At 55.3% G+C, this 25,736-nt stretch carries 28 protein-coding genes; 7 read left to right on the top strand and 21 right to left on the bottom strand.

Features of this window, described 5'->3' with window-relative positions:
- Positions 1–271 precede the first annotated feature (271 nt).
- On the top strand, positions 272–715 hold the full coding sequence (locus tag ACXX81_RS24050; protein ID WP_458572512.1) for a hypothetical protein: 444 nt from the start codon (positions 272–274) through the stop codon (positions 713–715).
- Positions 716–831: 116 nt separating this feature from the next.
- Here the strand turns inward: ACXX81_RS24050 and ACXX81_RS24045 are convergent, their stop codons facing one another.
- From ACXX81_RS24045 to ACXX81_RS24025, 5 genes are all read right to left on the bottom strand, one after another.
- Entirely contained in the window at positions 832–2,028 is a 1,197-nt protein-coding gene (locus tag ACXX81_RS24045; RefSeq protein ID WP_224797001.1) for a hypothetical protein, read from the bottom strand.
- Positions 2,029–2,070: 42 nt separating this feature from the next.
- The gene (locus ACXX81_RS24040) at positions 2,071–2,943 is read right to left on the bottom strand and encodes a restriction endonuclease (protein WP_043303409.1); all 873 of its coding nucleotides are present in this window, start codon (positions 2,941–2,943) and stop codon (positions 2,071–2,073) included.
- A 299-nt stretch (positions 2,944–3,242) separates the two neighbouring features.
- A complete protein-coding gene (locus tag ACXX81_RS24035; RefSeq protein ID WP_458572511.1) occupies positions 3,243–3,632 on the bottom strand; it encodes a hypothetical protein in 390 nt (129 codons plus the stop codon).
- Positions 3,633–3,634: 2 nt separating this feature from the next.
- A complete protein-coding gene (locus tag ACXX81_RS24030) occupies positions 3,635–4,105 on the bottom strand; it encodes a hypothetical protein (RefSeq protein ID WP_177045807.1) in 471 nt (156 codons plus the stop codon).
- Between the two features lie 40 nt (positions 4,106–4,145).
- On the bottom strand, positions 4,146–4,541 hold the full coding sequence (locus ACXX81_RS24025) for a DUF6957 family protein (protein ID WP_458572510.1): 396 nt from the start codon (positions 4,539–4,541) through the stop codon (positions 4,146–4,148).
- Between the two features lie 157 nt (positions 4,542–4,698).
- On the opposite strand from ACXX81_RS24025, the gene ACXX81_RS24020 reads away from it, so the two are divergent.
- Positions 4,699–5,154, top strand: coding sequence for a helix-turn-helix domain-containing protein (locus ACXX81_RS24020; RefSeq protein ID WP_007246715.1), 456 nt, complete (start codon positions 4,699–4,701; stop codon positions 5,152–5,154).
- 43 nt (positions 5,155–5,197) lie between these two features.
- Here ACXX81_RS24020 and ACXX81_RS24015 read toward each other — a convergent pair whose 3' ends face one another.
- The 5 genes from ACXX81_RS24015 to ACXX81_RS23995 all read right to left on the bottom strand — a co-directional run bounded on the left by ACXX81_RS24015 (position 5,198) and on the right by ACXX81_RS23995 (position 8,685).
- Positions 5,198–6,238 carry a DUF4062 domain-containing protein gene (locus ACXX81_RS24015; protein WP_458572509.1) on the bottom strand — a complete coding sequence of 347 codons (1,041 nt, stop codon included), beginning with the start codon at positions 6,236–6,238 and terminating at the stop codon, positions 5,198–5,200.
- An 89-nt stretch (positions 6,239–6,327) separates the two neighbouring features.
- Positions 6,328–6,789, bottom strand: a complete 462-nt coding sequence (locus ACXX81_RS24010; RefSeq protein WP_458572611.1) for an SH3 domain-containing protein — start codon at positions 6,787–6,789, stop codon at positions 6,328–6,330.
- 121 nt (positions 6,790–6,910) lie between these two features.
- Positions 6,911–7,387 carry a hypothetical protein gene (locus tag ACXX81_RS24005; RefSeq protein WP_458572508.1) on the bottom strand — a complete coding sequence of 159 codons (477 nt, stop codon included), beginning with the start codon at positions 7,385–7,387 and terminating at the stop codon, positions 6,911–6,913.
- On the bottom strand, positions 7,384–7,593 hold the full coding sequence (locus ACXX81_RS24000; protein WP_458572507.1) for a hypothetical protein: 210 nt from the start codon (positions 7,591–7,593) through the stop codon (positions 7,384–7,386). Before ACXX81_RS24000 ends, ACXX81_RS24005 begins: the two co-directional genes overlap by 4 nt.
- A 165-nt stretch (positions 7,594–7,758) precedes the next feature.
- Positions 7,759–8,685 carry an alpha/beta hydrolase gene (locus ACXX81_RS23995; protein WP_458572506.1) on the bottom strand — a complete coding sequence of 309 codons (927 nt, stop codon included), beginning with the start codon at positions 8,683–8,685 and terminating at the stop codon, positions 7,759–7,761.
- 121 nt (positions 8,686–8,806) lie between these two features.
- Here ACXX81_RS23995 and ACXX81_RS23990 point away from each other — a divergent pair, with 121 nt between their 5' ends.
- The 3 genes from ACXX81_RS23990 (at position 8,807) to ACXX81_RS23980 (ending at position 10,858) form a co-directional block, all read left to right on the top strand.
- A complete protein-coding gene (locus tag ACXX81_RS23990; protein WP_330205892.1) occupies positions 8,807–9,745 on the top strand; it encodes a LysR family transcriptional regulator in 939 nt (312 codons plus the stop codon).
- A gap of 162 nt (positions 9,746–9,907) precedes the next feature.
- The gene (locus ACXX81_RS23985; RefSeq protein ID WP_164393763.1) at positions 9,908–10,309 is read left to right on the top strand and encodes a hypothetical protein; all 402 of its coding nucleotides are present in this window, start codon (positions 9,908–9,910) and stop codon (positions 10,307–10,309) included.
- 84 nt (positions 10,310–10,393) lie between these two features.
- Positions 10,394–10,858: a 3'-5' exonuclease gene (locus ACXX81_RS23980; protein ID WP_458572505.1), complete on the top strand. Its 465-nt coding sequence runs from the start codon at positions 10,394–10,396 to the stop codon at positions 10,856–10,858.
- Positions 10,859–11,139: 281 nt separating this feature from the next.
- Here the strand turns inward: ACXX81_RS23980 and ACXX81_RS23975 are convergent, their stop codons facing one another.
- The 8 genes from ACXX81_RS23975 to lgt all read right to left on the bottom strand — a co-directional run bounded on the left by ACXX81_RS23975 (position 11,140) and on the right by lgt (position 20,437).
- Complete coding sequence (locus ACXX81_RS23975) at positions 11,140–11,691, bottom strand: hypothetical protein (RefSeq protein ID WP_458572504.1); 552 nt, start codon at positions 11,689–11,691, stop codon at positions 11,140–11,142.
- Between the two features lie 156 nt (positions 11,692–11,847).
- The gene (locus ACXX81_RS23970) at positions 11,848–12,681 is read right to left on the bottom strand and encodes a thymidylate synthase (RefSeq protein ID WP_458572503.1); all 834 of its coding nucleotides are present in this window, start codon (positions 12,679–12,681) and stop codon (positions 11,848–11,850) included.
- Entirely contained in the window at positions 12,678–13,190 is a 513-nt protein-coding gene (locus ACXX81_RS23965; RefSeq protein WP_458572502.1) for a hypothetical protein, read from the bottom strand. The genes ACXX81_RS23970 and ACXX81_RS23965 overlap by 4 nt, the downstream gene beginning before the upstream one ends.
- A gap of 1 nt (position 13,191) precedes the next feature.
- Entirely contained in the window at positions 13,192–15,285 is a 2,094-nt protein-coding gene (locus ACXX81_RS23960) for a site-specific integrase (RefSeq protein WP_458572501.1), read from the bottom strand.
- Positions 15,285–17,660: a tyrosine-type recombinase/integrase gene (locus ACXX81_RS23955; protein WP_458572500.1), complete on the bottom strand. Its 2,376-nt coding sequence runs from the start codon at positions 17,658–17,660 to the stop codon at positions 15,285–15,287. The genes ACXX81_RS23960 and ACXX81_RS23955 overlap by 1 nt, the downstream gene beginning before the upstream one ends.
- Positions 17,657–18,889: a tyrosine-type recombinase/integrase gene (locus tag ACXX81_RS23950; RefSeq protein WP_458572499.1), complete on the bottom strand. Its 1,233-nt coding sequence runs from the start codon at positions 18,887–18,889 to the stop codon at positions 17,657–17,659. The genes ACXX81_RS23955 and ACXX81_RS23950 overlap by 4 nt, the downstream gene beginning before the upstream one ends.
- An 88-nt stretch (positions 18,890–18,977) precedes the next feature.
- Positions 18,978–19,577: a thymidylate synthase gene (gene thyA / locus ACXX81_RS23945; RefSeq protein WP_458572498.1), complete on the bottom strand. Its 600-nt coding sequence runs from the start codon at positions 19,575–19,577 to the stop codon at positions 18,978–18,980.
- A gap of 47 nt (positions 19,578–19,624) precedes the next feature.
- Positions 19,625–20,437, bottom strand: a complete 813-nt coding sequence (lgt, locus tag ACXX81_RS23940; RefSeq protein ID WP_003234701.1) for a prolipoprotein diacylglyceryl transferase — start codon at positions 20,435–20,437, stop codon at positions 19,625–19,627.
- A gap of 219 nt (positions 20,438–20,656) precedes the next feature.
- On the opposite strand from lgt, the gene ACXX81_RS23935 reads away from it, so the two are divergent.
- The gene (locus tag ACXX81_RS23935) at positions 20,657–21,403 is read left to right on the top strand and encodes an NRDE family protein (protein ID WP_458572497.1); all 747 of its coding nucleotides are present in this window, start codon (positions 20,657–20,659) and stop codon (positions 21,401–21,403) included.
- A 125-nt stretch (positions 21,404–21,528) separates the two neighbouring features.
- On the opposite strand, the gene ptsP is transcribed toward ACXX81_RS23935, so the two are convergent.
- A complete protein-coding gene (ptsP, locus tag ACXX81_RS23930; protein WP_209986037.1) occupies positions 21,529–23,808 on the bottom strand; it encodes a phosphoenolpyruvate--protein phosphotransferase in 2,280 nt (759 codons plus the stop codon).
- Positions 23,809–23,830: 22 nt separating this feature from the next.
- The gene (locus tag ACXX81_RS23925) at positions 23,831–24,310 is read right to left on the bottom strand and encodes an RNA pyrophosphohydrolase (protein WP_003234706.1); all 480 of its coding nucleotides are present in this window, start codon (positions 24,308–24,310) and stop codon (positions 23,831–23,833) included.
- Positions 24,311–24,453: 143 nt separating this feature from the next.
- Between ACXX81_RS23925 and ACXX81_RS23920 the strand changes: the two genes are divergently transcribed.
- A complete protein-coding gene (locus tag ACXX81_RS23920) occupies positions 24,454–25,110 on the top strand; it encodes a histidinol-phosphatase (protein ID WP_231422754.1) in 657 nt (218 codons plus the stop codon).
- A 200-nt stretch (positions 25,111–25,310) separates the two neighbouring features.
- On the opposite strand, the gene ACXX81_RS23915 is transcribed toward ACXX81_RS23920, so the two are convergent.
- Positions 25,311–25,724: a DUF2269 family protein gene (locus ACXX81_RS23915; protein WP_209986043.1), complete on the bottom strand. Its 414-nt coding sequence runs from the start codon at positions 25,722–25,724 to the stop codon at positions 25,311–25,313.
- Positions 25,725–25,736: the final 12 nt, after the last annotated feature.

Here is a 25,736-nt window from a genome sequence, read left to right as displayed (position 1 = left end):
CAGCGTGACTGTGCCTGCATCAGGCGTTCGACCTGGCACGATGGCACCTACCCGCTGCTGGGCAATTTTCAGTATGCTCAAGACGTCCTGACTCACCTCATTGGTGGACAGGTGTTCAACCAATGGTCTTGGTGGAGGGGCGGCGCGGCTCCACATTTCTATGACCGCTTGGAGGAGTCCGTCTGAGCCAAGATGCTCGAGGGCCATTTCCCATAGCTGACCTTCCTGCGCCATATCCAGGCGAGCCCTAGTCATTACGGAGTTCTAACAAGTGAGGCTCTTTCTTGATTGCGAGTTTTCCCAGCTCTCGGCGGCTGCGAAGCTGATATCACTCGCATTGGTGGCTGAGGATGGGCGCGAATTCTACGTGGAATTGCTCGATGCTTGGCAAGAAGAAGACTGCAGTGATTTCGTTAAGGAAATCGTGCTTCCGCAGCTGTGGGGTGGGAGCTACGCATTGCCCATTGTTGAAGCCAGGATGTCGCTGCTCAGGTTTCTGACGTCGTTCAAAAAGGAGGTCGAGATCGTCAATGATGCTCCCCAGTACGACTGGGAGCTTTTTTGCGATCTGGTCTATGACGGCGGGCGATGGCCCAGAATCGTTCGTAATTTCCCTACTGACGCAACGACACTTACTCCGACTAGCGAGGGCGAGGAGCTGCCCCATCATGCTTTGCTCGACGCCAGGATTATCGCTGGCATGTTTGCTCAGTGATGCCAGGGTACTGTTGCGGGTCGCTAACCTTTACGACGGTGAAGTGACGTCTAAACCTCTAGTTCAGTGCAGGAATTCGTTGAGGTTACGCTTCATGGGCTGGTCATGGTGGTGAATCAGCGTGGGGGTAGCTCAGTGAAGCGAAGTCTGGGATAGATCCTCTGTTCAACCGCGCACTCGGAAATTTGCCAAAATGCCGAAAGGAGTGCCTGCTCTGAGGGACAGTGCCTCGTCATAACCTCGAACTCGTTGTAATCAAATGCCAACACACGCACACCTACATCGTCCATGAAATCCAAAATCATGGCCCCGTACTCTTCATAGGTGTCGCTAAACAGCTCTTTTACCACCACGACTCCTACAAGGGGACGTGCTGCAAGATCGATTTTGAGGGGAGTACCATCAACAAGCCGCAGCGCGGGATTTCCCTCACGCTCGATAGTTGAAACTGCGCCACGTAGCTGCGATAGGCCTCCTTTCAACTGACTCAGGGCCTTCTTACGCTTTCGTTCAAGCTTTGTCCCCATCATCTCAGCTGTGTTTGGGCTGTCCTTAGCCTGTAGTAAAAGCGTGACCTCCGTCCCCAAAACAACAGCATCGGTCAGCTCTTCCCCATCGGAGACTTTCACTGGCCCATGGATGATTTGCTCCGCCGAGTAAGCACGCTGGAGCAGATAGATGATATCCAGCTCCTGTAGGTGTCCTGGCTCCGGTCGCTCAAGGTGAGTATTTGAGAAACCTCTGGAGCCCTGGAAGCCTTGGCGAGTGAGGTCGGTGATCAGGAAGTCGCTTGGAAATAGATCCTCCAAAAGCGTCAACGTTACTGCTCGGCTGTCGTCTTCCCTAGTCGTAAAGCTGAACCAGTCATCTGCCTGCTCCATCATGAGATGCCAGTGCTCCTTCCCCAAGGGATTGACACCCTTTGCATGCTTTCGGAGCTCTTCAAGGCTAGCGTGCGCTGTACTACTAAGAAGCTCGCGATTGTGCTCATCAAAAAAACAGACGCTAAAATGGTCAGGAAGGCTTTTCAGCCCCTCTGTAAAAGGATCGCTACCCATCAGGGGTGTTTTAATAGTCAGCGGACTAATCGGGTCATCAAAGCAGGCCGTCAACAGCGTCAGGCCTTGCGCCTCATCAGACTCGTATGGCGCAAGATAGAACTTCAGCTCGCGCTTCTCACGTGCGGCGAGGATAAATTCTTTGCCCGCTTTGACCACGAGCACTGGGCCGTCAGGGCCATCTACAATCCAAAGACCACGACCGAGCGATGCAACGTCCTGAAGCACTTCGGGCTTCATGATGGTTAGGTACATTGGAGCCCCTGATGAAATTTCCCTTCGCGTTGCCGCATGGGCTTAGAACAATTTATCCAAAGGTACGAATACTGAACCTGTCTCAGCAGCCGCCCGCACTTTGCGATCTATGACATCCGCGAATGGGATGTGCCTCTCTAAAGCATGGTTGATATCTTTTCCCGAAATGCATATCAGGCTCTTGCCGCGTCCGAATGCCTCCAGCCCAACGTCAGTGAATCCGTAGTAACTGATAAAAACACCTCGTGTCCAAGCTGCCTTTTGGCTGATCTTGCCTTGAAAGATGTGCAGCTCCCCTGCACCAACAGGGTTCACTACCCACTTCGCCTCAACAAGGTAGATGTCCCCTCGGCATTGGAAGCTTCCATCTATCTGCTCCCCCGTATTCCGAAATGGTGCGCGAGGTTGGAGGTTGGATGCCTCAAACAGCTGCTGGAGGAACGTCTCGAATGCGTAGCCACGTGCTTGAGGAGCGAGCTTATGAATGTCCAACAGGGCCCTCTTCAACTGAGCCGCCTGATCAACATTTACCTGACGCACAGCTGCGAACGGATCGCCCTTGATGACGTCGGCAGATGAGCCGGACTCCAAGCCTTGAATCAAAGTCAGGAAGCGCCCCTCGGCGTTAACCACAGGTTCATCTTTGCGTTGGTTGGCCAGCGCAGCCTGACGATATTGCCAGAGTGCTTTGAGCGCTCGCACGCAAGTCGGTGTATCGGCAAGCGTGAGGAAGCTCCGCAGGCGCCTAGCTTTGGATGTGCCATCCGCAGTGAACAGCGGATCATCAATATCGATCTCCAGCTCTCCGAGGAAGAACTGGGACATGGTGCGGTCTGAGAAGTCCAACACGTAACCCCCTTCCATCTCGAAAAGAAGGTCGATTAGCTTCATATCCAGTGGTTTGATCTTCGGCATGCCACACGTCCTTGGCTAAGCATAGGGAACCGAGCATACGATATCGCTGAAAGTGTCCAATAACTATCTGCTCCCGAGGAAGCGTTAAAAACCTCGGAGACCGGATTCAAAGGCCAACAGTTAGGGAATCGAGCAGGCACCATTGTGCTGGCGTCCGAAATGGCAAGCGGAGCGCTTAGGCCCAAGCAGGGCTGGAGACTTGAGGATGGAAGCCCGAAGAGGCCAAGTCCCGCAACAGCGAGATTGGTAAACGACAGCCATCCCCGAGGCGGGGCAGGCCCAAAACAACGACCTCAGTGCTACTGGAGGCGATCAGGCGTTGGCAGATACCTGTCTCCCGCTATGCGCATGAACTCACGCAAGCTACGCCGTCCGACGTCCCGCCTGAACGTCGCAATGACGTACTTCGAGTTGACCGTATTGATCACCCAAAACCTGCCTTCCTTCGTTACGGACTGAATGTCGGATGTCCGAATCAGCCGACCATCTGCAAATCGTTGGTACGGCCCAGGGCAAATGTGACTGAACACCACGCCAACGGCACTGCACGCATGAATGTGGACATTTACTAGGTAGGCCGTCACCAGCCAGTCGTAGTCTTGATTCACTGCTTTGGCGATGCGAAGAAGGTCGAAGTCCGAGTAGCGCTTTTCGTGTAAATCGACTGCGACGGTATTGATGTCGTCCATAGCTACAGAGCCTCCGACGCTGAGGCCACGCCGGCGGTTGGAGCACTGCGCCGATATAGCTCCCTGACCCCAACCAAGGCATCGACATCCAGGTCGCGTTGATGGGTATTGACGTACACATCACCACTCTCGACCTGCAGAACACAGATTGGCACTTCTGCCTGGTTGAACCCCATGGAAAGTGATTTCAGCATTTCCATCTTCCAGCCTGACCCTTTGTTCATCCATGCCGGGGTAACGACCTGGACATCTTGAATGACCATGCTCTCGTCTTGGGAGACCAGCAGCTCTACCAAGCGAGGCTCATCGTTCAGCATCTCTTCATAAGCTACGAATCGCCCCTCATGCCGGCGCTTGAGGCTCACGTGATACCAATGAGTAACCAAGGATCGCGACATGGCGTGGAAGTGAGCGAGACCGTCCCCGAACATACCCACCGGGCCGGCCTGGTCTTGCATGCTAATCCTGAACATCGTGCATCTCGTGTGGAGCAGGCCTGCTTAGCGCCTGCGATTAACATAAGCCGAATATTGTCTTGAGCGATGCGGTCATCTCGCGCCCTTTGCCTATCAAGGCGTACACCGTATTCCGGGTCTCGAACAGGCAAACGCCGTCGAACGACTTACACAGGGTCGAGCGTACCCAGCCCCCTGGAGGGAACCGGCCCTGGCTGTCGTAGGTCACGCAATGGGAATAAAGGAACATTGTCTGCAGGCCTATGGCGCGCACCCTGGCGAGCGATTCAGGAGGCTCGTCCACATGAAAGATCAGCCAATCCTCGACCAAACAGTAGGGTTTCCGACCGAAACGATCCGCCACCAATGCCTCTATTTCGGCTTGAGGCAGCTCTGTTCCAAAGGACGATATCTCTCCCTCGCGGAGCAACTCATGCTCCGAAGAATTACCCATAAATTGATGATCCTCATGGTGCGAACCCAAAAATCAGGCTCTGCGAACACGCAAAATACTGGGCAACAAGCCAGAAATCCCAACGATATGATTATATGCATTTGTGTGGGATCTATCAAACGCGTCATACCGTCTCTTTTTAGGAGAGGTAGGTTGGATGTCCCTGCGGAAGGCTTATGCGGCGACGCTACAGTGGCTGAGGATTCGAAATGGCTTATCGCAAGCAGACCTCCAGCATCAAGCTGACCAGGCTCACATAAGCCGCTTGGAGGCTGCGACGACGACACCGACTATTGATCTGAGTGCGGATCTGGCGCATGCGCTGGGCCTAACGCCTTTGTCGCTGCTCACTCTGGTGGCCGCAGCCGATGAGGGGAAGACAGCACGCTCTGTCTTGAATGAATCGATGATAGAACTCATGCGGTTAGGAGTTCTTGATGAAGCGCTGCCTGCCGAGCCGCAGAAGATCACCACACCACAGAGAATCGCAGCCGCAGAAAGGCTCGAGGCAGTACGCAAACTAAAGGCAGAAGGTCTTTCTCAGGCAGAGGTCTGCCGGCATCTGGAATTACCCAGAAGCACTGTTGGGCGCCTGTGGCACGTTGATGATTAAAAGCCCCCCTTGGCTCAAATGACAGAGGCACGGGTGTCACTGATCAATAAGCCAAACTTCTGGCCATTCTTACGATGCTTTCCTGTATCCATTGCTCCACGATGGGCCGTGTGGCAGGGATGAAAAGTCGTGACTCACTAACGAGCTTTTCACGGCGCATAGGCATCGAATAGCTGCTGGGGGCAGTCGCTGGCGGCTCCTCTATCTTCGCCATGTCTAAATTCTTCAAGGTAATGCGATACCATCCGCTGTTGAACCCGGACACCGCGAAGCAGGACATAATTAGCTTTGATAGGTTGGTCGGAGACACGAAATAGAGACCAGCCGTAAGCCCCTCGACTGGCACACTTGCGTCAGTTTCCAAAAGGACGAGCCCGTCGTCAAAAACGCGCCAAGACGTATCTCCGGACTTCAGTCCTGTGAACAACTTGTCATCCCAGTCTTCGTAACCTTGCTTGAACTTCGCCAAGCCCAGGTTATGGAAGCTATGGAAAATCTCATCACGGCGTTGGGCCGCTCCGTGCACAGCGTGCTGCTCAATGGGTTGTGGCAGAAACGCGAACTCAAGCTGTGGCGCATAGGAGTGACCGCCGTAGGAGCGAGAGCTTGATGCCTCTGTAATGCGCTCGTGAAAGGCGTTCTCAGAAATTGCGCTTTTGGATTTCTCCATTCTACTCAGGCCCTGGACAATAGCTTTCAAGAGCTCTTGGGGGTCTGAGAATGAGGCTCTGAAAAAACCTTGTTTGTAGTCAGACACCTCGTTGACGAACACTGTCTGCTTCGCGTCAAAGTCAGTCTGCTGGATGAAGACCAAAATCGGTTTACGCTTGCTCACTGCCTGGTGGAATTCTTGCTGCGTAACCGAGAGACCTGGCTGAGGTTCATAGCCGTAGTTAGCGCCAAGAATCAGGATATAAACGTCGCACTGGTCGACCTCTGTCAGGCAGGCGTGCTCCGAGGAATAGGTTCGCGCTCCGAAGTGCTCGCTCATGACCGGCTTCATGTCCAGTGTCTCCACCGCGTCTTTGGCGGCGGCTCTGAACTGCTCGAATCCTCTTACTACGGAGCTTATGAACACCTTCATCAGTGCATCCTCTGAACGCTGGCATATGTGTCCGTTTGGACTGTAACTAGGTGTGATCGTTGCAGATTGTCTCAATGGTGAACAGCAGTTCAGACACCGTAACGTTTGTTACCGCCAGAGGTAATGCAATATCGACCACCGCGAGGCCCGATACACACGTTCCCAGAGGAACAGGGGCAGGATGAACCGTAAGCTGGGGTCTGTTGGCGAGCAGGCTGTTTCGGCTGAATCGCTGGCCTTGGCCTTAAGACGACGTAGCAGTCTGAGCCGCTGCACAGGCTTTTGGAAGAAAGCCACTTTGAAGGTTGACCATCAATGCTGATCCGCGCCCAATCCTTTCGGGTCTCAAAAACTTGAACCTTCTCCCCGCGCTTCAATTTTGAGATGACCTTTCCGCCTGGTTGATCCCGGACATTGAGGTTATCAGCGCTCACGAATTGCTCAGTTGCTGAGGTTGGCGTGGGTGGGGGTGGAGACGTCGGCGTGGTTGATACTAGCGTGCTCAGAGTGCTCGGCTCTACCGGGGTTTGAGGCGTGTCTTTTTTCCCCATTGCCCACAGGATGGCAAAAAGAATCAGGAGAGGGATAAACCACGACTGGGACTTTTTGCGCATATCCATTGCTCCCGCTTAAGACGCAATACGCCCGCTGCCATGCAGACCTGTCGTTGGACTACTGCGAGCTTAGCCAAGCTTCCAATTTTTTCAGCCTATCAAAATCTAAAAGTTTGAGCCTTCCCGAATTCAGGATTTCAAAAAGCCGCTGCTTCGTTTCGGAAGAGGGAAACCAATCAGCGACCTCGACGTTGCAGTGCTTAGAATCACTTAGCACCCATTTTATCACCATGTCAGCTGCAGCTCTGTAGTGATCCGCCATGAACAGCCTTTTGCCGTCTTCTGACCAGCCTCGCATCGCAAGCTTGTCGGTTACGTCGATGACTCCAGCGTCTCCAAAGAAATCGGTCGTATCTGGATAATGAATACCTGCCAAGGACACTTTCGCTACGCCCGAATCGCGGTCGAAGTAGGACAGGAAATGCCACCCACCTGTAGTGCTTCCAGCGTGCGGAAAATTGATGGCGGCTTTACCAGTTATGTAGTGCTCGCGTGACACACGTTTGAGATCAAAATCGAAAAGCGGCTGGGTCATGGGAGTTTTTTGAGCCGGGCCAGCCCCTGTTTGATATGACCAGCGTTCTCACCAATTGTGTAAAGCGCACCACGGACGTTGTCCCCGACTTCCGCATGTCCCTTGGCTTCCACCTGGAGGGTCAGCTCCATGAGCGCAGCTTCGAGAGCGAGCTGATTTTGGTAAATCCTTTCCAGCACATCCGACAACGAGTATTCCTTTGGCATTGATGTGGCCTCCTTCAGGGAAACTCAGCATAGCGCAGCACAAGGAATGAATACGTATCTAGACAAGGCGAGCTGTCAGACTACTAGCAGTGGATGGGCAAATGGCCTTAGAAAATATGGGTAGAGCCACGATAGCCTAGAAAGCTATCGCGGTTGTTCTGCGTTTTAGCGGTTAGCGTCGGCCAAGCCAGCCTCGATGAAGCGAACGGAACTCTCCATAGCCTGCCGACCTTCTGGAAGCATGGTGGCGTAGAAGTGCCAGGCGTGGAACATCGCTGGCCATACTTCCAGGTTCACGCGAACGCGGTTATCAGCCAGGTGAGTTGCAAGGCGCATTGCATCACTCAACATCAGCTCGTTCTCGCCGATCTGCACCAGAATTGGCGGAAGCCCGGTGACATCCGCGAACACAGGAGAGGCCAGAGGATGATTGGCCAATGTGTCGCCTAGGAACGCTCTGGCGAGGATGTCCAGCACAGGCTTGGAGTTCAGAGGATCCAGACCTTCACGGTTGCTCATGGAAGCACCGGTGTGTTCAAGGTTCGCCCATGGCGAGATGGAGGAGCCAACAGCAGGCAATGGAAGGCCCTTCGATTTAGCCGCAACCATGACGCTGACAACCATCGCGCCGCCAGCCGACTCGCCAGAGAATGCAATTTTGTTAGCCGGGATTTTCTGCTCAAGCAACCATTCGTAAGCGCGCAATGTGTCGTCAATAGATGCTGGAAACTTGTGCTCCGGAGCGAGGCGGTAGTCCGGCATGTACACACGAGCACCGAGCATTTTCGCGTAGTTGCCGCCGATACCGTGGTAGCCGTCTGGACGTCCTACAATGTACGCGCCGCCGTGGATGTACATCACGACCGCGTCCGTTTTGATCTCGTCCGGAGTAACCAATGTGCCGGGTACGCCACCCATTTCGACTGCTTCGAATTTAACGCCAGCTGGCGCTGGATTTTGCGCGAGCATTTTTGCGTAAGAGTCGCGGATGTCGCTCATTTTTGTGGTGGTATCGATTCCCTTAAGAACGGGTACCAGATCGCTAAGGCTATTGGCCCAGGTTTGGACGGCTGCTTGGACTTTGGTGTTCATAATGACCTCAATTGATCGTTGGGAGTGGATTAGCTAATTGAGATACTATGCTTAGTATTGGGGAATGGGGTTCCCCATAACAGGTGCTAAGCCGCCCGAACGTTGAGACCACCGAGGCCTTATGGAACTCCATAACCTGAATGATATTGCCGCGTTTGTGAGCTCGGTAAACGCTGGAAGCTTCACTGCGGCGGCAAAACAGCTTGGCCTTACGCGCTCTGCAGTGGGGAAGTCGATAGTCAGGCTCGAGGCTCGTTTACAGGTACGTTTACTGAATCGCACTACGCGTAGCTTGAGCATGACGGATGACGGCCAGGTTCTGTATGAGCGCTGTGTGGGCGTTCTTCAGGATCTGGATGACGTGGAGGATGCCCTTGCGTTTCGTCGTTCGACACCCAGTGGGCGACTTCGGATGAGTCTGCCGGTTGCGTTGGGGAGACTTCATGTCCTTCAGCACATTGAATGCTGTCTTAAGGACTGGCCCTCCTTGAGCGTGGATGTCACATTTTCTGACAGGCTGGTCGACCTGATTGACGAGGGATTTGATTTGGCCATGCGCATTGGCCCTCCCAAGGAGGACTCTCGGTTGCTCACGCGCACTGTGGCCTACCAACAAATGATTACCTGTGCTTCACCCAAGTATTTGGCTGAACATGCAGAGCCTAAAACGCCTGAGGATTTATCCGAGCACCAGTGCCTGCATTTTGTGAGCGGCGGCAGACTGCTTCCTTGGAATTTCCGAGTAAACGGGCGATCTGTGCCCGTTACTCATGGTGGAAGACTCCAGATGGACAGTGCTGAGTCATTACACCAGTCAGCTGTAGCTGGCCTGGGCATCGCGACTCTTCCTTCCTACGTGGTAAACGACGATTTGAGGAGCGGCAAGCTCGTTCAATTGCTCGCTGGGTATGCAGAGGCCGCAGAGCCTATTCGGGTGATCTACCCTAGCAAGCGGCACCTATCTCCAAAAATTCGACTCTTTATCGATAAACTCGTGGAGGCTTGGTCACCATGCCCACCATGGGAGCAGCATTTTGCCGAGGGCATTCACACTGCCTGACCCGTGAGCGAGGCGCAAACACCAAGCAAGCGGAGCGCGCAGGCGTGAGGGATGCGGGCCCGCAGGGGCGAGACGCGCCTTGGCGGGGCTCGATTCACGGCAGCCTGACGCCGCAGGCGGCACGCCATCAGCGCCACTTCGCTCAAGCAAGAGGTAACCCCTATGCCCGACGATGAACTCCGCGAACTGGAAGCCAAGAGACGAAAGGCTTTGTGGATGCTTGCGAACACATCTCCTGGCGATTCGAAGGCGTTCGATGCCTTATCCATCCTTGATGACCTTGACCTTCAAGAACGGAAATACTTCCCCAATGCTGACAAGACACTTGAGCTCAACCAGCTTCGGGATTGTGTCACGGTGCAGCATCACCACTCCGGAATCGACATCATTTTGGAGCAGACTATCCCCCAGCCCTGGAGGGAGCGCTTCAATCAGGCGAGTATCGGGTCGACCAGATTGTTAGATGGGCCTTACGCTGCGAACTGGGATAAATTTTTGGTTGAATGGGAGCGTGAGATGCAGCATCTGCAAGACCATCGACTTGCAAAGGCTGCTAACAGCTAGAACGGCTGGCTCGAGCGATGGCGGCGCAAACACAAGCAGTCGGTGTTGCCGCTGAAAATCGCAACCTCAAACAGGAGCAGCAAGGTGGGACGGCCTTCGTTTTTTGTTGATTTTGAAGCTTCTGGAATAGCTCCTGATAGCTATCCCATTGAGGTCGCCGTCGTGTCGAGTGAGACCTCGTTCAGTTCCTTGATAAGGCCAGCCCGTTACTGGACACACTGGTCGTTCGATGCGCAAGACATGCATGGTCTCACTCAGGATCATTTGCTTCAGGAAGGTGATACCCCACACACCGTGGCGGAACGAATGAATCAGCTGTTTTCAGGACATGTGCTATGCAGCGACTCACCTCAAGACGTATTTTGGTTCGACGTCCTTTATGAGGCAGCAGATCTGATACCTACCTTCGAGTTGAAGCCTTTGGAAGTGTTTGTGGGCAGGGAGGCTGCCAGTGAGATCTACCGGCGACTGCCTACAACCAAGCACCACCGAGCTCTAAATGACGCAATTGCTTTAATGAACGCCTGCCGTGCTTTTTTCGAAGCTTGAATTACAGAGGGGTGGATACCTACCCTCAGCTATGCGAAAGCGGTGAGTCCATTGAGGTATGGATGTAGCACAGCTTGTGCGACCGCTCGAACCGAAGTCAGGTGATCACGTGCCTGGTAGGCATGGCAAGCGGAGCGCGCAGGCGTGTGGGATGGAAGCCCGAAGGGCCGAGACGCTGGCGCTTGCGCCATAGCTCGGTTTACGACAGCCCGTCCCCAAAGGGGCACGGCCCAACATTAGGTCGTAGGAATATAAGACCAAGACCAGGCCTGGTGTAGCCCTCAGAGCTCCGCATCCCATGCATCCATAGCCTCGCTAACAGTCGCGTACCACTCGAGCTCACCGAGCTGTAGAGCATTCGCGATTTGTCTGTTGGTATTTCCGTCGACCCAAGTCGGGAGACTCTCTATGGCTCTTGTGAACAGACTGGCTGTCGCCACAGTGAATCGCCCCGTACCTGTGCACTGGAGGCACACGTAGCGCACAGCAGCGCCAGTCTGCAACCGACGCCAGGCCACCACCTCGATACAGTCCATGGCGCTCACCGGAGCCTCTAGGGTTGGACTCACTAACGGTTCCACCTGGACATCTCCCGCTGCTCTGAATGATCGGTTAGGCGCTTCTGGCCTGTGGACAAGATGCTTCAGCTGCTCACGCGACGCGACTATCTGGTCGCGGAACTCTTCGGGGTCTATAGACATGCCGCCCCGGTCGGTGACCGAAAGAGTCTTTAACCCGTTCGCTGCAGCGATGAAATCACGCTCTCGCGCCTTCTCCCAGTCAGGCCGGCGGTCGGGATTGATGAGATTCCAGAGGCTTGTGAGGAGCTTCAAGAGATTATCCTACGGTGAGGTAGCGTCTGCAGTTACTCCGATCATACGGCAGGCCCAAGCGAATGGGATCAACGCCCGGTGGCTGCGATAGTTTAGCCAAGCAGAAAAGGAAAAACCGACCCTAAGGCCGGTCTCATCACTCGATGCCGCTGAATATCAAATCGATACAGGTGCGGAGATATGCGGGTGCGGGTCGTAGCCCACCACCTCGAAATCTTCGAACTTGTAGTCGTAGATGGATGCAGGCTTACGAAGCAGCTTCAGCTCAGGCAACTGACGTGGCTCACGAGCGATCTGGGTCTTCACCTGCTCCATGTGGTTGGAGTAGATGTGGACGTCGCTGAGTGAGATCACGATTTCACCAACGTCGAGATCACACTGCTGGGCGAGCATGTGAGTAAGGCACGCCAGGGATGCCGTGTTGTATGGGAGCCCCAAGAAGGTGTCGGACGACCTGATGAAGAGGTGCGCCGACAGCTTGTTGTCCACAACATAGAACTGGTACAGCAGGTGGCACGGAGGCAGCGCCATCTTGCCTTGACGGGCATTTTCCTGAGGGCTCACCTTCTCGTCCGGCAGGTACTCCACGTTCCACCCATGGAACAGGATCCGTCGGCTATTAGGGTTGGTCTTCAGGGCGTTGACGACATAGTCGATCTGATTGATCGTCCCGCCATCTTTGGTAGGCCAGGCTGTCCACTGCTTGCCGTAGACTGGCCCAAGGTCACCTTCTTCGGTAGCCCACTCATTCCAGATCTTCACGCCATTTTCATTAAGCCACTTAACGTTAGTATCACCGCCAAGAAACCAAATAAGCTCATTAACAATACTTTTAAAGTGCAACTTCTTTGTTGTGAGCAAAGGAAAGCCTTTCGACAGGTCATGGCGGAACTGCCTGCCGAATACACTTATTGTACCAGTACCAGTACGGTCGCCTTTCTGAGCGCCGTTTTCGAGTACATCACCCAGTAGATCCAGGTAGCTTTTCATGCATTTTTCTCCACCTGGGCAGCTTCCAGGATGCTGATTACCTGCTTGAGTTTATCAATGTCTCGCTGAGACTCCAAGAGACGTTTATTGGCATCAGCCAAAAGGCTTTTATAGGTATCTCTCGAACTCACCATACCTTGATATTTATTTTCGTTGGTCTGAGCTATATCGTGAGCGACCTTAGCCTCAGTAAACCAATGAAGCACTTCAATCCGAGCCGACTCTAACTTCTCAGTTAAAACCACCATAGGATCAGCCGGCTTCTTATTCGAAACCTTCTTGCGCAAAACTTCAATACGGCGGTTCTCCTTGATAATCTCAAGGCGTTCTAAAGGCCAAACACGTTGCCGGATAGTATTGCGGTGCATTCCAGTGATACGGCTAAGTTCGGCAACAGTTGCCTTCAAAGAATCGTTCGCACCAATGTCAAGAAGTGCCTGAGCCAACAACTCTGTGTACTGATCAAAGTCTTCCTTGTTCTTCTGGTCGAACGCACGTGGATCACCCATTTCAGAGCTCCTCTTCCAGCAGCTGAAGGACGCCATAAGCTTCCTCCATCGCAGCTTTGTTCTGCGCGTGCGTATGAGCGTACTCGGGATTCCCAAGCATCGCTTTGTTCTGGTAATACACGTCTCGCCAAGCCGGCGCGTTGGCCTTGCTGACGACGGCATTTTTGCACTGGTTGGGGTTACAACGAAGCCCACCAATACAGGGTAGGGAGCTGTCAAATTCGTCCGCCCCCCCGCCATAGCAGAAGCCAGAGCCCACATTGATGACCGCAATGTGCTGACCAAGCATGGCCTCAAAAATATCGTCCTTTGTGTGCCCAGAGGCCATATAACCCCTGAACACCTTTCTAAGATTTTCCTTGTGGGCCTCGGCATTCACACCAGCATAGCTGCCATCAGGGTCGAAACGCTGATGAATGCTCTCAAGCTCCGCATCCTGACGAAGCGACCTTCCTTTCGTCTTCCGGGCACCACCCCCCTTGGAAATCCTGTCCGCAATTTCGCCATACAGCAGGGTGGTCTTGCTGAACCCACGATCAGAATGCCCAACACCCACGATCTCACCGAAGTGCTTGAGCTGGTGAGAAATAAACGGAAGCCCCAGGTCGGCACGATACAGCTGATAGGCCAAGGTATGACGCATCATATAGGCGTTGAAGTCTAGGCTGGCAAAGGTCTCTGGCGGCAAGATGCGCTCGAAAAATTTCTCCAGCGTAAGCTTCGTGCCGCTGGCAGAGAACGGCTGTCCTTGCTCCCCAAACGCGACCGTATCTACGTTCGAAAAGATATAGTCGTTGTTCTTGTATTTGCTGATCAACTGACACACCCTAACAGCATCACGCACAATAGGAATGGCTAGCCAGAAATCATCAAACAACTCAACAAGATTGTCTTGATGCTTGCTCACATTGCTCGCCAAAACCCAGTAACGGCCATCAGGTCGGAGGCTCGAGCTTGCGAGCAGTTCAGCATATTCCGAAGGACGCATCCCGGTGTATTGACCGATAATGTAAAGGCACGAGTAGTTAACAAAGTTCAGGTAGAGCCTGAACTGATCATCAAGAGCTGAGCCTGTATCTTTTTCATATTGTTTAACAGCGTAGGGAGCTATCACAGAAAAAAGTCGACTAGAGTTCATTACATCGCTGCCCAGAACCTTAGCAACCTCATCCTTCGAGAAGCCCTTATTAGCAAGACGCTTGTATACATACAAGTTGAACTTGAGCGGATCCAACCCAACCTGTTGCGAAGGAAAGTATTCCTTAGCGTTGCGGCGTTTGAGGCTAGCGCTATCAACAACCTCCTCTCCCATAGCATCCAGAAAATCGACAATGGACAGCGAGGCCATCTGGGAGGAAATTTCGAAGACGCTGTTTGGTAAGATCTGCGACTTCTTTTCCGCATCCTCCGCAGGCCTTTTTTTACCACCCAGGACTTTCCATTTCAGCTTGGAAAAGTCGACGAATGGCAGGCTCGCACCGAACACGTTCGCTTGCAGGTAGCCTGACTTCAGTAGCTTGAAAAGCTTCTCGGTATGTTCATCGTATACGTAGTCGAAATCTTCGGCGGCTACGGCATAGAAATGTGCAGGCAAGCATTGGATTGAGATCAGCTCACGATCCACATGCTCCCTTCCAAGCTCAATGGCCGCGACGGAATAAACCTTATCCAAAAAACGAAGCCCGCTCTCATAGTCACTGATCAGAGTATTGGGCTTGAGCGGCTTCTTGCTAACTCGGGTGGATTTCCCGTCCGCCGGGATCCCGCTCAGAGCCTTAAGGATAATCATGAATGCGGCTTTGAGCTCGAGAATCGCCAGCTCTGGAATGTTGGGGTACTTCGTGAAATCGATGCGAAGCTTGGCTCCGCGAATGTAGCGCGAGGCGTTCGGATAATCCGCATTGAAGTCCCAGACCCCGTCTAAGAATGCAGAGCTCTGAGACACTTGTAGTGTGTTGAGATAGGCCAGAAAAGCCAAGGCCTCCTGCTGTTCGCTCTCCGCTTCAAGAACCGAAGCCTGGCCCTGCAACTGCGAAAGGCTCGAACGAAACCTTGAGAAGGTCAAAAGGGTTGAAAAATTAATCTGCTCCATCATCACATCGCCACCCCATCCACCAGCACAGTCGTATCCACGAACTCGGAAAGACGACGGCCCTCGGCCAACTCCTCAGATGTGAAATCAGATTTGGAATGCAGAATGCCATCCAGAAGCGCCAGGTTCTCGCGTACCACGCGTCCATACGGTGTATCCATGATGCGAGAAGACTCCTTGAGCGTGAGGTAGTCCCGCTCCATCGCGAACAGCTCTGGCAGGTTCGACGCAGTGAGCAAAACGTTCTCGCATCCAAGGCACATGTTGTACAACGCACAAGGGCTACCGGGCACATAGGAGCTCAGTTTCTTGATGAACTCAGGTGGGTTGAAAATGTTCCGGCAGCTCGCCAGCGGAGTTTTGAAAACAACCTGTGGCCCATCGAGATTGACGACCCCGATAAGGTTGGCTTCAGCCTCGCTGTTCGAGCGATTATCGGCCAATTCGGCTGCTGACTCATGAAGCTCCCTGAGAGCCACATCCAGTTTGGAGCGTGCGATGTGGTTGAAGTCCATACGATCCAAGTAAGCCAGCGTCGTGTCGATATGCTTGTGCCCCAAAATCAACTGGATCTCACGGATGGGGACGTCACGCTCCACGAGCTCGCTGATGAAGCTCGGGCGGAGACGGGAAGGAGTGAGGCTCAATTGTTGCCCAGCGCTATCCAGGAGCCCTTTACGTTTAGCATAAGCAGCAAAGGCCACCCACAGAGCACTCTCCTTACCAGTTGCGAAGGATTTGATCTCCATGAAGCTTTTAGGAGCACTCGATTGCCAAATGAATAGCTTATCTCGCATAACTGGGGGTGCTGATACGCGGATTTTGGCTGTCAGTGCCTTGATGTCCTCAAAAATCTGAGCGACAGCATACGATTGAGACGTGGTGAGCCAGGTGATGTCAGCTTCGAAAATATCGAGATGCATCAGCTTTTCACCGTCAGAACGCTCTTTCCAGTACCGGAGGCAAGGACGCCCAGTGAGCGGATGCTTAGGCTCGTAGTCATCCACATCAAGCAGCTTGATTGAGTCAGCGTTCAGTCCGGTGACTTGAGCCAGCTTGATCGCGTAAGGCGTAATCACCTGGGCGTCGACCAGATAGTGAACGCCCCAACCCTCTACAATTTCCCGCAGCCCGATGCCTGAACGACTCACGATACGCAGGAAAGCCCTGACATGAGGATCTTCACTGTCCTTCTGATCATGACCAACATGCGCGCAGCCGAGCTTGTTCTCGAAAATCCAGCGAGCATTTTCCAGAGTGTTGCGGCCTGGCTTCAGGCCACCTTTCTCATCGAGAGGATCTTCACCAATACCGCTCCGTTGATAGGGCTTCGCAAGGGTGTTGTAGTGCTCGATATCCTCGTTCACGCTCGCAGAGATTCGAACACGCTCAGCGCTTGAGTAGGGACGGTACGAGTCAGTGACACGATCAGGATCAAACCCCTGACAGTTGATGAAATCTGATCCCGCGTAACCCTTGATGTTTTTGATGGTCGTCAGGGTGGTACGGACGGCACTGACCAAGGTAGTCGCGGTAATCGGAGAAAGGGTGCCCTCAACAATGTGGCGCTCGAGATATGAACGGAACGACGGGAGGCTGAACGGATCGAGAACCTCAGTCAGCGGCTCCATGCCGTTGAAGCCTTGCCCAGCAAGGAGCTTTGCGAACCATTTAAACCCCTCATGGTAATTGCTTGCCCCGGAGTCACTGGTCGTGCCCAGCGAGGCGGTCGCAAACGCATGTTTCAGATCGTTGAATGGCCTACCTTCAGATGATTTTTCAAGACCGTCTAGGGCAGCGAAATCAAGCATCTGTAGTCGTTTGAAATCCACAAGAGCATTCTCCTGCGGCACAAACTCCTCCTTCGACTCAACCCGCTCCTTAACGGTCATATAGTCCGCAGAGGCGACCCCGAGAGACTGAAGATCAAGGTTGATCTCCTGGTAGGCGAGCCGAACACTTTCATGCCTGCTGTAGCCGTATTTGATCGCCTCCAGTGCAGAAGCCGGCACAACTGATTTGGAGAGCTTTAACTTGTTGCCAAAAATCGGTAGCGCGAGTTTCTCTTCTTGAGAGAGCGATTTATACCAGCCCAAAAGCTTCAAACGCCAGTTACAGCCAGCAGCGGTTTCCCCCTGGTGAATGACGCCGTCAATAAGCATATTCAGGATGAGCTTCTGCTCTGCAAGCTCGAACATCTTGATTGATGGGTCGAGATCCTTACTCGCAACATATGAGTCGCTCAGCATCAATGGCGCATAAGCACCACTAGAATTGTCGCTAAGCTCAACTTGGTAATATTGAAGAGGGTTCTCCTCCAGATCTCTAAGCCACCTGAATATTTTGGCACTCTCAAATGCGTGCTCTGAAAAATTCATTTCTTATCTCCCAACATGATTTTCAACGTCGTCTGAGCAGCAAGATCCGCCATGCTTTTCGCTTTAGTCGCGACCTCGCCCGTGTTCGGACAGACCAGATGAAAGATGTCCTGTGGCAACTTGGTATAAATCCCTGTAGTGGATGTGTCTTCGTGGCCGAGCGACTTCTGGGCAATCAGGAGTTTGTCGAGATAGTTATCGCCAAAATCCGGACTTGTCAAAATCGCATATGCGTGTCCATGCCGAAGCTTATGAGGCGATACCATACGTTCAAGTCGCTTGCTCTTTACTGCCCGTTTGGAGAGTCGTTCGAGCAGCTTGCTAACAGCGTCCGGGTTAAAAGGTTTTCCCTCCGAATTGAAAAAGCACGGAGTTACATCGGCAGTTTCATAACGGCGAGCGTGCTTCTTAAACAGAGGAGAAGCGTGATAACGCTTGATGCGTTCGAGCACAGCTCGGCTCACGATTGAGTATCGTGGCTTAAACTCATTTCCACGTGCTTTACTGCCATCAATGTAAAGAGGACAGTAATCAGGATGCACCCAATCAAGATCTCCATCCGCAACAAAGTTAGCTTGAGCAAACCCCAAAGCCTTATTCACGGCACCCAGGGTGACCCTGCCAACTTCACTTCGGCGCAAACCTACATCAAAGATAGCCTGAACCAGGCAGCGCTCCCTTTCGCTGCTCGCAGACTCAATAAGCGCTTTGAGTTCCTGTAATGAACAGGGATAGACTAAGTCCTTCTTTGGAGGGGGCGAAAGAAATCCACCAGCATAAGGATTGTCCTCACGTAATGCCCCCCTGTGCTTCCCGCCAATGCACAGGAAGTCATTGAACAGGGCCATATAACAAGCATCCCTGTTACGGATGGTAGTTGAGGTCAAACCATCCACTTCGCGCAGGTGGGTAAAGTACCGTTGGATACCGTGTTTAGTTACGGCAAGAAGGATTTCGTCATAAGACGAACTTTTGAAAGTTGGCGTGCCTTTCAGGTGTTCTAGTAAGTAACCAATGTTACGCCCATATGTCTCGGCTGACAGGGCCGCTAACTCGGCGCTGCGAACTGCGAAGGTCAGGTACTCGCTTACAAGCGGAACGATCCTCTCTTCTGAATCGAACAGCCCCACCGCCGTCACAGACACCTGGCCTGCCACTGTGAGCCCATCCTCGTTGAGCAACGACCTCCCCAGGTCGAGCATCTGCTTCTCTTTGACTACAACCTTCACCGACAACCCCTTTTTGAAGGCCGCCCATCCTATGCAGAATGTGCAGCTTGTCAAGGTCAAGATAAAGTCGCATGAAAGATAAATTTTTTTAGGCGAGGAGTGCGTACTGTGCGCTTTTTCCTACGTCCGATAAAAGGAACACGTCGGAGCTGCGGATATACAACTGCATCGACAGGTGGCCGTCATGCACGAATGCCTGGTACAGCAGGTGGCACGGCGGCAGGGCCTGCTTGCCGTTGCGCGCGTTTTCCTGAGGGCTTTGGGTTTCGTCGGGCAGGTACTCGACGTTCCAGCCGTGAAACAGGATGCGGCGGCTGTTGGGGTTGGTCTTGAGCGTGTGCACCATGTAGTCGATCTGGTTGATGGTGCCGCCGTCTTTGGTCGGCCAGGCGGTCCACTGCTCGCCGTACACCGGGCCGAGGTCGCCGTCTTCGGTGGCCCATTCGTCCCAGATTTTTACGCCGTTTTCATTGAGCCACTTGATGTTGGTGTTGCCGCTCAACATCCAGATCAGTTCGTTGGCGATGCTTTTGAAGTGCAGCTTCTTGGTGGTCAGCAGCGGGAAGCCGTCGGCCAGGTTATGCCGATACTGACGGGCGAACACGGCTTTGGTGCCGGTGCCGGTGCGGTCGCCCTTGGTCAGGCCATTGGTCACGACGTCGTTCAGCAGTTCGAGATATTGCTTCATGTGCTTACCTGTATCGTTGAAGCCGAGGCGCGCCTCGGCATTCGTATTTAAAGCGCGGCGTTCTTGATGCCTTGCGGGCGGTTGTAGGCCCACCACAGCATGCCCAGGCCGGCGATGATCATCGGCAGGCTCAGCACTTGCCCCATGGTCAACCAGCCCCACGCCAGGTAGCCCAACTGGGCGTCCGGCACCCGCACGAACTCGACGATGAAGCGGAAGATCCCGTAGAACAGCGCGAACATCCCCGAAACGGCCATGGTCGGGCGTGGCTTGCGCGAGAAGATATAAAGGATAAGGAACAGTGCCACACCTTCCAACGCGAACTGGTACAACTGCGACGGGTGGCGCGGCAGTTGCGCCGGGTCACTGAACGGCGGGAACACCATGGCCCACGGCACGTCGGTCGGCTTGCCCCACAATTCGGCGTTGATGAAGTTACCGATACGCCCGGCGCCCAGGCCAATCGGCACCATCGGCGCGACGAAGTCCATCAGTTGGAAAAACGACTTGCCGTTGCGGCGGCCAAACCACCAGGCGGCGATCATCACGCCGATAAAGCCGCCGTGGAACGCCATGCCGCCCTTCCACACCTCGAAGATCAGCGTCGGGTTGGCGACGTACGCCGGCAGATCGTAGAACAACACGTAGCCCAGTCGCCCGCCGACGATCACGCCCATCGACAACCAGAAGATCAGGTCGGAGAGCTTTTCCTTGGTCCAGGTCGGGTCGAAGCGGTTCAAGCGCCGGGACGCCAGGAACCAGGCACCGCCGATGCCGACGAGGTACATCAACCCGTACCAGTGGATTTTCAGCGGACCAATGGCCAGGGCCACCGGGTCGATCTGCGGGTAAGGCAGCATTGCGACTCCTCGTTAAATACAGTTAGTCATGACGCACCGGACCATGCCGATGCGCGATTAAGCCTGCGTTACAGCGGCCAGATCAAATCAGGAAGTTCACATACACGCCCAACAGCCCGGCATGTTAACGGATGGAAGGTGCGCGGCCCAACTGCGTTGTCATGGAACGCCTGCGGTTGTGTGGGTAGAGTGGCCAAAAACACAACAGGGAATCACCCGATGTGCCTGATTGTCTTCGCCTGGCGGCCGGGCCATGCCCAGCCGCTGATCGTCGCGGCCAACCGCGATGAATTCTACGCCCGCCCCACTCTGCCGCTGGCCCAATGGCCGGACGCGCCTGATGTTTACGCCGGCCGTGACCAGGAAGCCGGCGGCACCTGGCTGGGAATCAGTGCCGACGGGCGCTTTGCCGCCCTGACCAATATCCGCGAGCCGCACCAGCCGCCGGCACGCACCTCACGCGGTGAGCTGGTGGCACGGTTTCTCAGTGGTTCGCAGCCCATTGACCGATATTTGGCCGAAGTTAATCGCCGTTCGATTGAATATGCCGGGTTTAACCTGCTGCTGGGTACGCGGGACGAGATGTGGCACTACAACGCCAACGAGAGCCAGCCGACCCGCTTGAAGCCTGGGGTTTATGGTTTGTCCAATGCCGGCCTGGACACACCCTGGCCGAAGTTGCTCAAGGCCAGAGCGGCGCTGCGCGAGTTGCTGGAAGACCCACAGCCGCAAGCCTTGCTGGCGATCATGAGCGACCCGCAGACCGCACCGTTTGCGCAGTTGCCGGATACCGGCGTGGGGTTGGCCACCGAGAGTCTGTTATCCAGCGTGTTTATCGCCAGCGCCAGTTACGGAACGCGGGTGAGTACAGCGCTGATTGTGAATGCCGACGGTACGCGGCGCATGGTGGAGCGCAGTTTCGGCCCGCAGGGTGGGCGGTTGGGTGAAATCGAACTCAACCTCTAATCCCAAAACAGATTCAATGTGGGAGGGGGCTTGCTCCCGATAGCGGTCTATCAGTCAAGTAGTGGTTGACTGACACTCAGCTATCGGGAGCAAGCCCCCTCTCACATTTGGATCGTCTGCAGCATTCAGAGCGTCTTGGCAGAACCCGGGTTGATCATCCGCGTCAGCCCCAGGTTTTTCAGCGCCAGTTGCAGCGAGCTGTGGATAACTTGCGGATTGTCGATGGTCATCAACTCGGCCAGCAGCTCTTTGGCCATGCCCAGTTCCACCTGACGCAGCATCCACTTCACCTTCGGCAAGTTGGTGGCGTTCATCGACAGGCTGTCAAAACCCATCGCCATCAACAGCACCGCCGCTGCCGGGTCGCCGGCCATTTCGCCGCAGATGCTCACCGGCTTGCCCTCGGCATGGGCGTCGCGCACCACATGTTGCAGGGCTTGCAGCACCGCCGGGTGCAGGTAGTCGTAGAGGTCGGCCACGCGCGGGTTGTTGCGGTCCACGGCCAGCAGGTATTGGGTAAGGTCGTTGGAGCCGACCGACAGGAAGTCCACCTGCCGCGCCAGCTCCTTGGCCTGGTACACCGCCGCCGGGATTTCGATCATCACGCCAATCGGCGGCATCGGCACGTCCGAGCCTTCGTCGCGCACTTCGCCCCAGGCGCGGTGGATGAGGTGCAGCGCCTCTTCCAGCTCGTGGGTGCCGGAGATCATCGGCAGCAGGATGCGCAGGTTGTTCAGGCCTTCGCTGGCCTTGAGCATGGCGCGCGTCTGCACCAGGAAAATTTCCGGGTGGTCGAGGGTCACGCGGATGCCGCGCCAACCGAGGAAGGGGTTGTCTTCCTTGATCGGGAAATACGACAGGGATTTATCGCCGCCGATATCGAGGCTGCGCATGGTCACCGGCAACGGGTGAAACGCTTGCAGTTGCTCGCGGTAGATCGCCAGCTGTTCCTTCTCGCTCGGGAATCGCTGGTTGATCATGAACGGCACTTCGGTACGGTACAGCCCAACGCCTTCGGCACCGCGCTGTTGCGCGCGGGCAACGTCGGCCAGCAGGCCGGTGTTCACCAGCAGCGGCACGCGGTGGCCGTCGAGGGTCACGCACGGCAGTTCGCGCAGCGAATCGAGGCCCAGCGCCAGTTGTTTCTCTTCTTCCACCACTTCGGCGTACTGCTTGCGCAGCAGCTCACTGGGGTTGGTGAAGACTTCACCGCGATGGCCATCGACGATCATGTCAATGCCGTCGACCTTGGAATACGGCAACTCCACCAGGCCCATCACCGTCGGGATGCCCATGGCCCGGGCCAGGATCGCGACGTGGGAGTTACCCGAACCCAGTACCGACACCAGGCCCACCAACTTGCCCTCCGGCACTTCGCCGAGCATGGTGGCGGTCAGTTCTTCACTGATCAGGATGGTGTTGTCGGGGTAGACCAGATTGGTGGTGCGGTCTTCCTGCAGGTAGGCCAGCAGACGGCGACCGAGGTCGCGCACATCCGAAGCGCGTTCGCGCAGGTAGGCGTCGTCCATCAATTCGAAACGGTTGACGTGATCGGTGACCACCTGGCGCAGTGCGCCCTGGGCCCACTGGCCGGTCTTGATCACGGTCTTGACTTCGTTACCCAGGGACGCGTCGTCGAGCATCATCTGGTACACGTCAAACAGCGCACGCTCTTCGGGGCGCAGTTGGGTGGCCAGCTTGGTCGACAGGTTGCGCATGTCGGCGCGCACGCCTTCCAGGGCGGTCTTGAACAGTTTGATTTCGGCGTCAATGTCCTTGACGGTCTTGTCCGGCACCACATCGAGGTCGGCCGGCGGCAACATGACCACGGCCGTACCGACCGCTGCGCCCGGCGAACCCGGCACGCCAATGAACTTGGCCTCCTGGATACCCTTGCCCTCACGGCCCAGGCCGCGAATCGAGCCCGTCGCCTCGGCGTGGGCGATAACCCCGGCGAGCTGCGCGCTCATGGTCACGAGGAAGGCTTCTTCCCCTTCATCGAACTGACGACGTTCCTTTTGCTGGATAACCAACACGCCGACGACGCGGCGGTGGTGAATGATCGGTGCGCCGAGGAAGGACGCGTAGCGCTCTTCGCCGGTTTCGGCAAAGTAGCGGTAACGGGGGTGATCGGCTGCGTGCTCAAGGTTGAGGGGTTCTTCACGCGTCCCCACCAGGCCCACCAGACCCTCGTTGGGCGCCATGCTGACCTTGCCGATGGAGCGCTTGTTCAGGCCCTCGGTGGCCATCAGCACAAACCGGTTGGTCTCGGGGTCCAGCAGGTAGACCGAGCAGACCTGGCTGCCCATGGCTTCCTTGACGCGCAACACAATAATCCCCAACGCCGCCTTGAGATCCTTGGCGGAGTTAACTTCCTGGACGATCTTGCGCAGCGTATTGAGCATGGCTCGGGGTCGAACTCCGTCGTCAGTCGCGCGATAAAAGGCGCGGGGCAAGCTCTTTGAGCGCGCGACGATACACTTCGCGCTTGAATGTCACCACCTGGCCCAACGGGTACCAATAGCTGACCCAGCGCCAGCCATCGAACTCAGGTTTACCGGTCAAATCCATCCGCACCCGTTGCTCGTTGGAGATCAGGCGCAAAAGAAACCATTTCTGCTTCTGGCCGATGCACAGCGGTTGGCTGTGGGTACGCACCAGGCGTTGCGGCAAACGATAGCGCAACCAGCCACGGGTGCAGGCCAGAATTTGCACATCTTCGCGTTCAAGGCCCACTTCTTCGTTCAACTCACGGTACAAGGCGTCTTCAGGGGATTCGTCGGGGTTGATTCCGCCTTGAGGAAACTGCCAGGCATCCTGGTTGATTCGGCGAGCCCATAGCACCTGTCCGGCATCATTCGTAAGAATAATCCCGACATTAGGACGGAAACCATCGGGGTCGATCACGGCAACAACCTCGCAAACGCATGTCGCCGCATTGTTCCACAAAGGTTGATCAAGCGGCAACGAGGCTTCTTAGCTTATGTGCACTCTTGTGAAAAGTCCGTATTCTGGACGCCTTTTTACAGACTTTTCAGCGAGTAACTGCAATGCGCCTGGCTTTATTCGACTTGGACAACACGCTTCTCGGCGGTGACAGCGACCACGCCTGGGGCGATTACCTCTGCGAGCGCGGGATTCTCGACGCGGTGGCCTACAAGGCGCGTAACGATGAGTTCTATCAGGACTACCTGGCCGGCCGGCTCGACAATGCCGCCTACCTCAACTTCAGCCTGGAAATCCTCGGCCGTACCGAGCGGGCCCAGTTGGATGAATGGCATCGCGACTTCATGCGCGACTGCATCACGCCACTGATGCTGCCGCTGGCGGAACAGCTGCTGGCCAGGCACCGCGCCGCTGGCGACAAGCTGGTGATCATCACCGCGACCAACCGCTTCGTCACCGCGCCGATTGCCGAACTGCTGGGGGTCGAGACGCTGATCGCTACTGAATGCGAAGAGGTTGATGGGCGTTACACCGGGCGCAGCACCGACGTACCGTGCTTTCGCGAAGGCAAGGTGACGCGCTTGAACCGTTGGCTGGAAGAGACGGGCTACAGCCTGGAAGACAGCTATTTCTACAGTGATTCGATGAATGATTTGCCGCTGCTGGAGCAGGTGACACACCCGGTGGCGGTGGACCCGGACCCGAATCTGCGGGCTGAGGCCGAGAAGCGTGGCTGGCCGGTAATTACCCTGCGCAGCTGATATTGCTCCTGTGGCGAGCGGGCTTGCCCCGCGTTGGGGTGCGAAGCGCCCCCAATCAAGCAAAACGCGGTGTACCTGATACGGCTCAGCGTCTGGCTTTGGGGCTGCTGCGCAGCCCAACGCAGGACAAGCCTGCTCGCCACAGGGAGTCTGCGCTTAACTGAACGGCATTAGGGCAAGCCCGCTCGCCACAAAAAATCTCAAACCGGCTTGGCCCCCATCAACCCGGCAATCACCACAAACCCCACCAGGCTGACCACCGCCAGCACCCGCGTGAAGTTCAGGCTGCCACCCTCGCCCCTGCGCAGGCGATTGAGCCGCGCCACCAGCCAGAACCAGGCCAGCGCGGCCACGGTATACACAATACTCGAGCCCAGGATCCAGGTTTGCCCCAGCGGCCAGCCCGTCAGGTGTGCCAGCCACCAGCCGGTGAACGGCATGCTCACCACGCACACACCCATCAATAACCATACAAACACCCACGGGCGTTGCAGGGTCACCGCCGGGCCTGCGCTGCGTTTGCGCCAGGCCAGCAGCGCCAGGCCAATACCGCTGAGCAACAGCAATACCGTGGCAGCAATGTGGATAACTTTCAGGGTGATCAGGGTTTCCATCGCTCGTATTCC

The sequence above is a fragment of the Pseudomonas sp. GNP013 genome, from assembly GCF_054343995.1.
The sequence above is the reverse complement of the archived record's forward strand: the minus strand, read 5'-3'. Positions and strand labels throughout refer to the sequence as shown.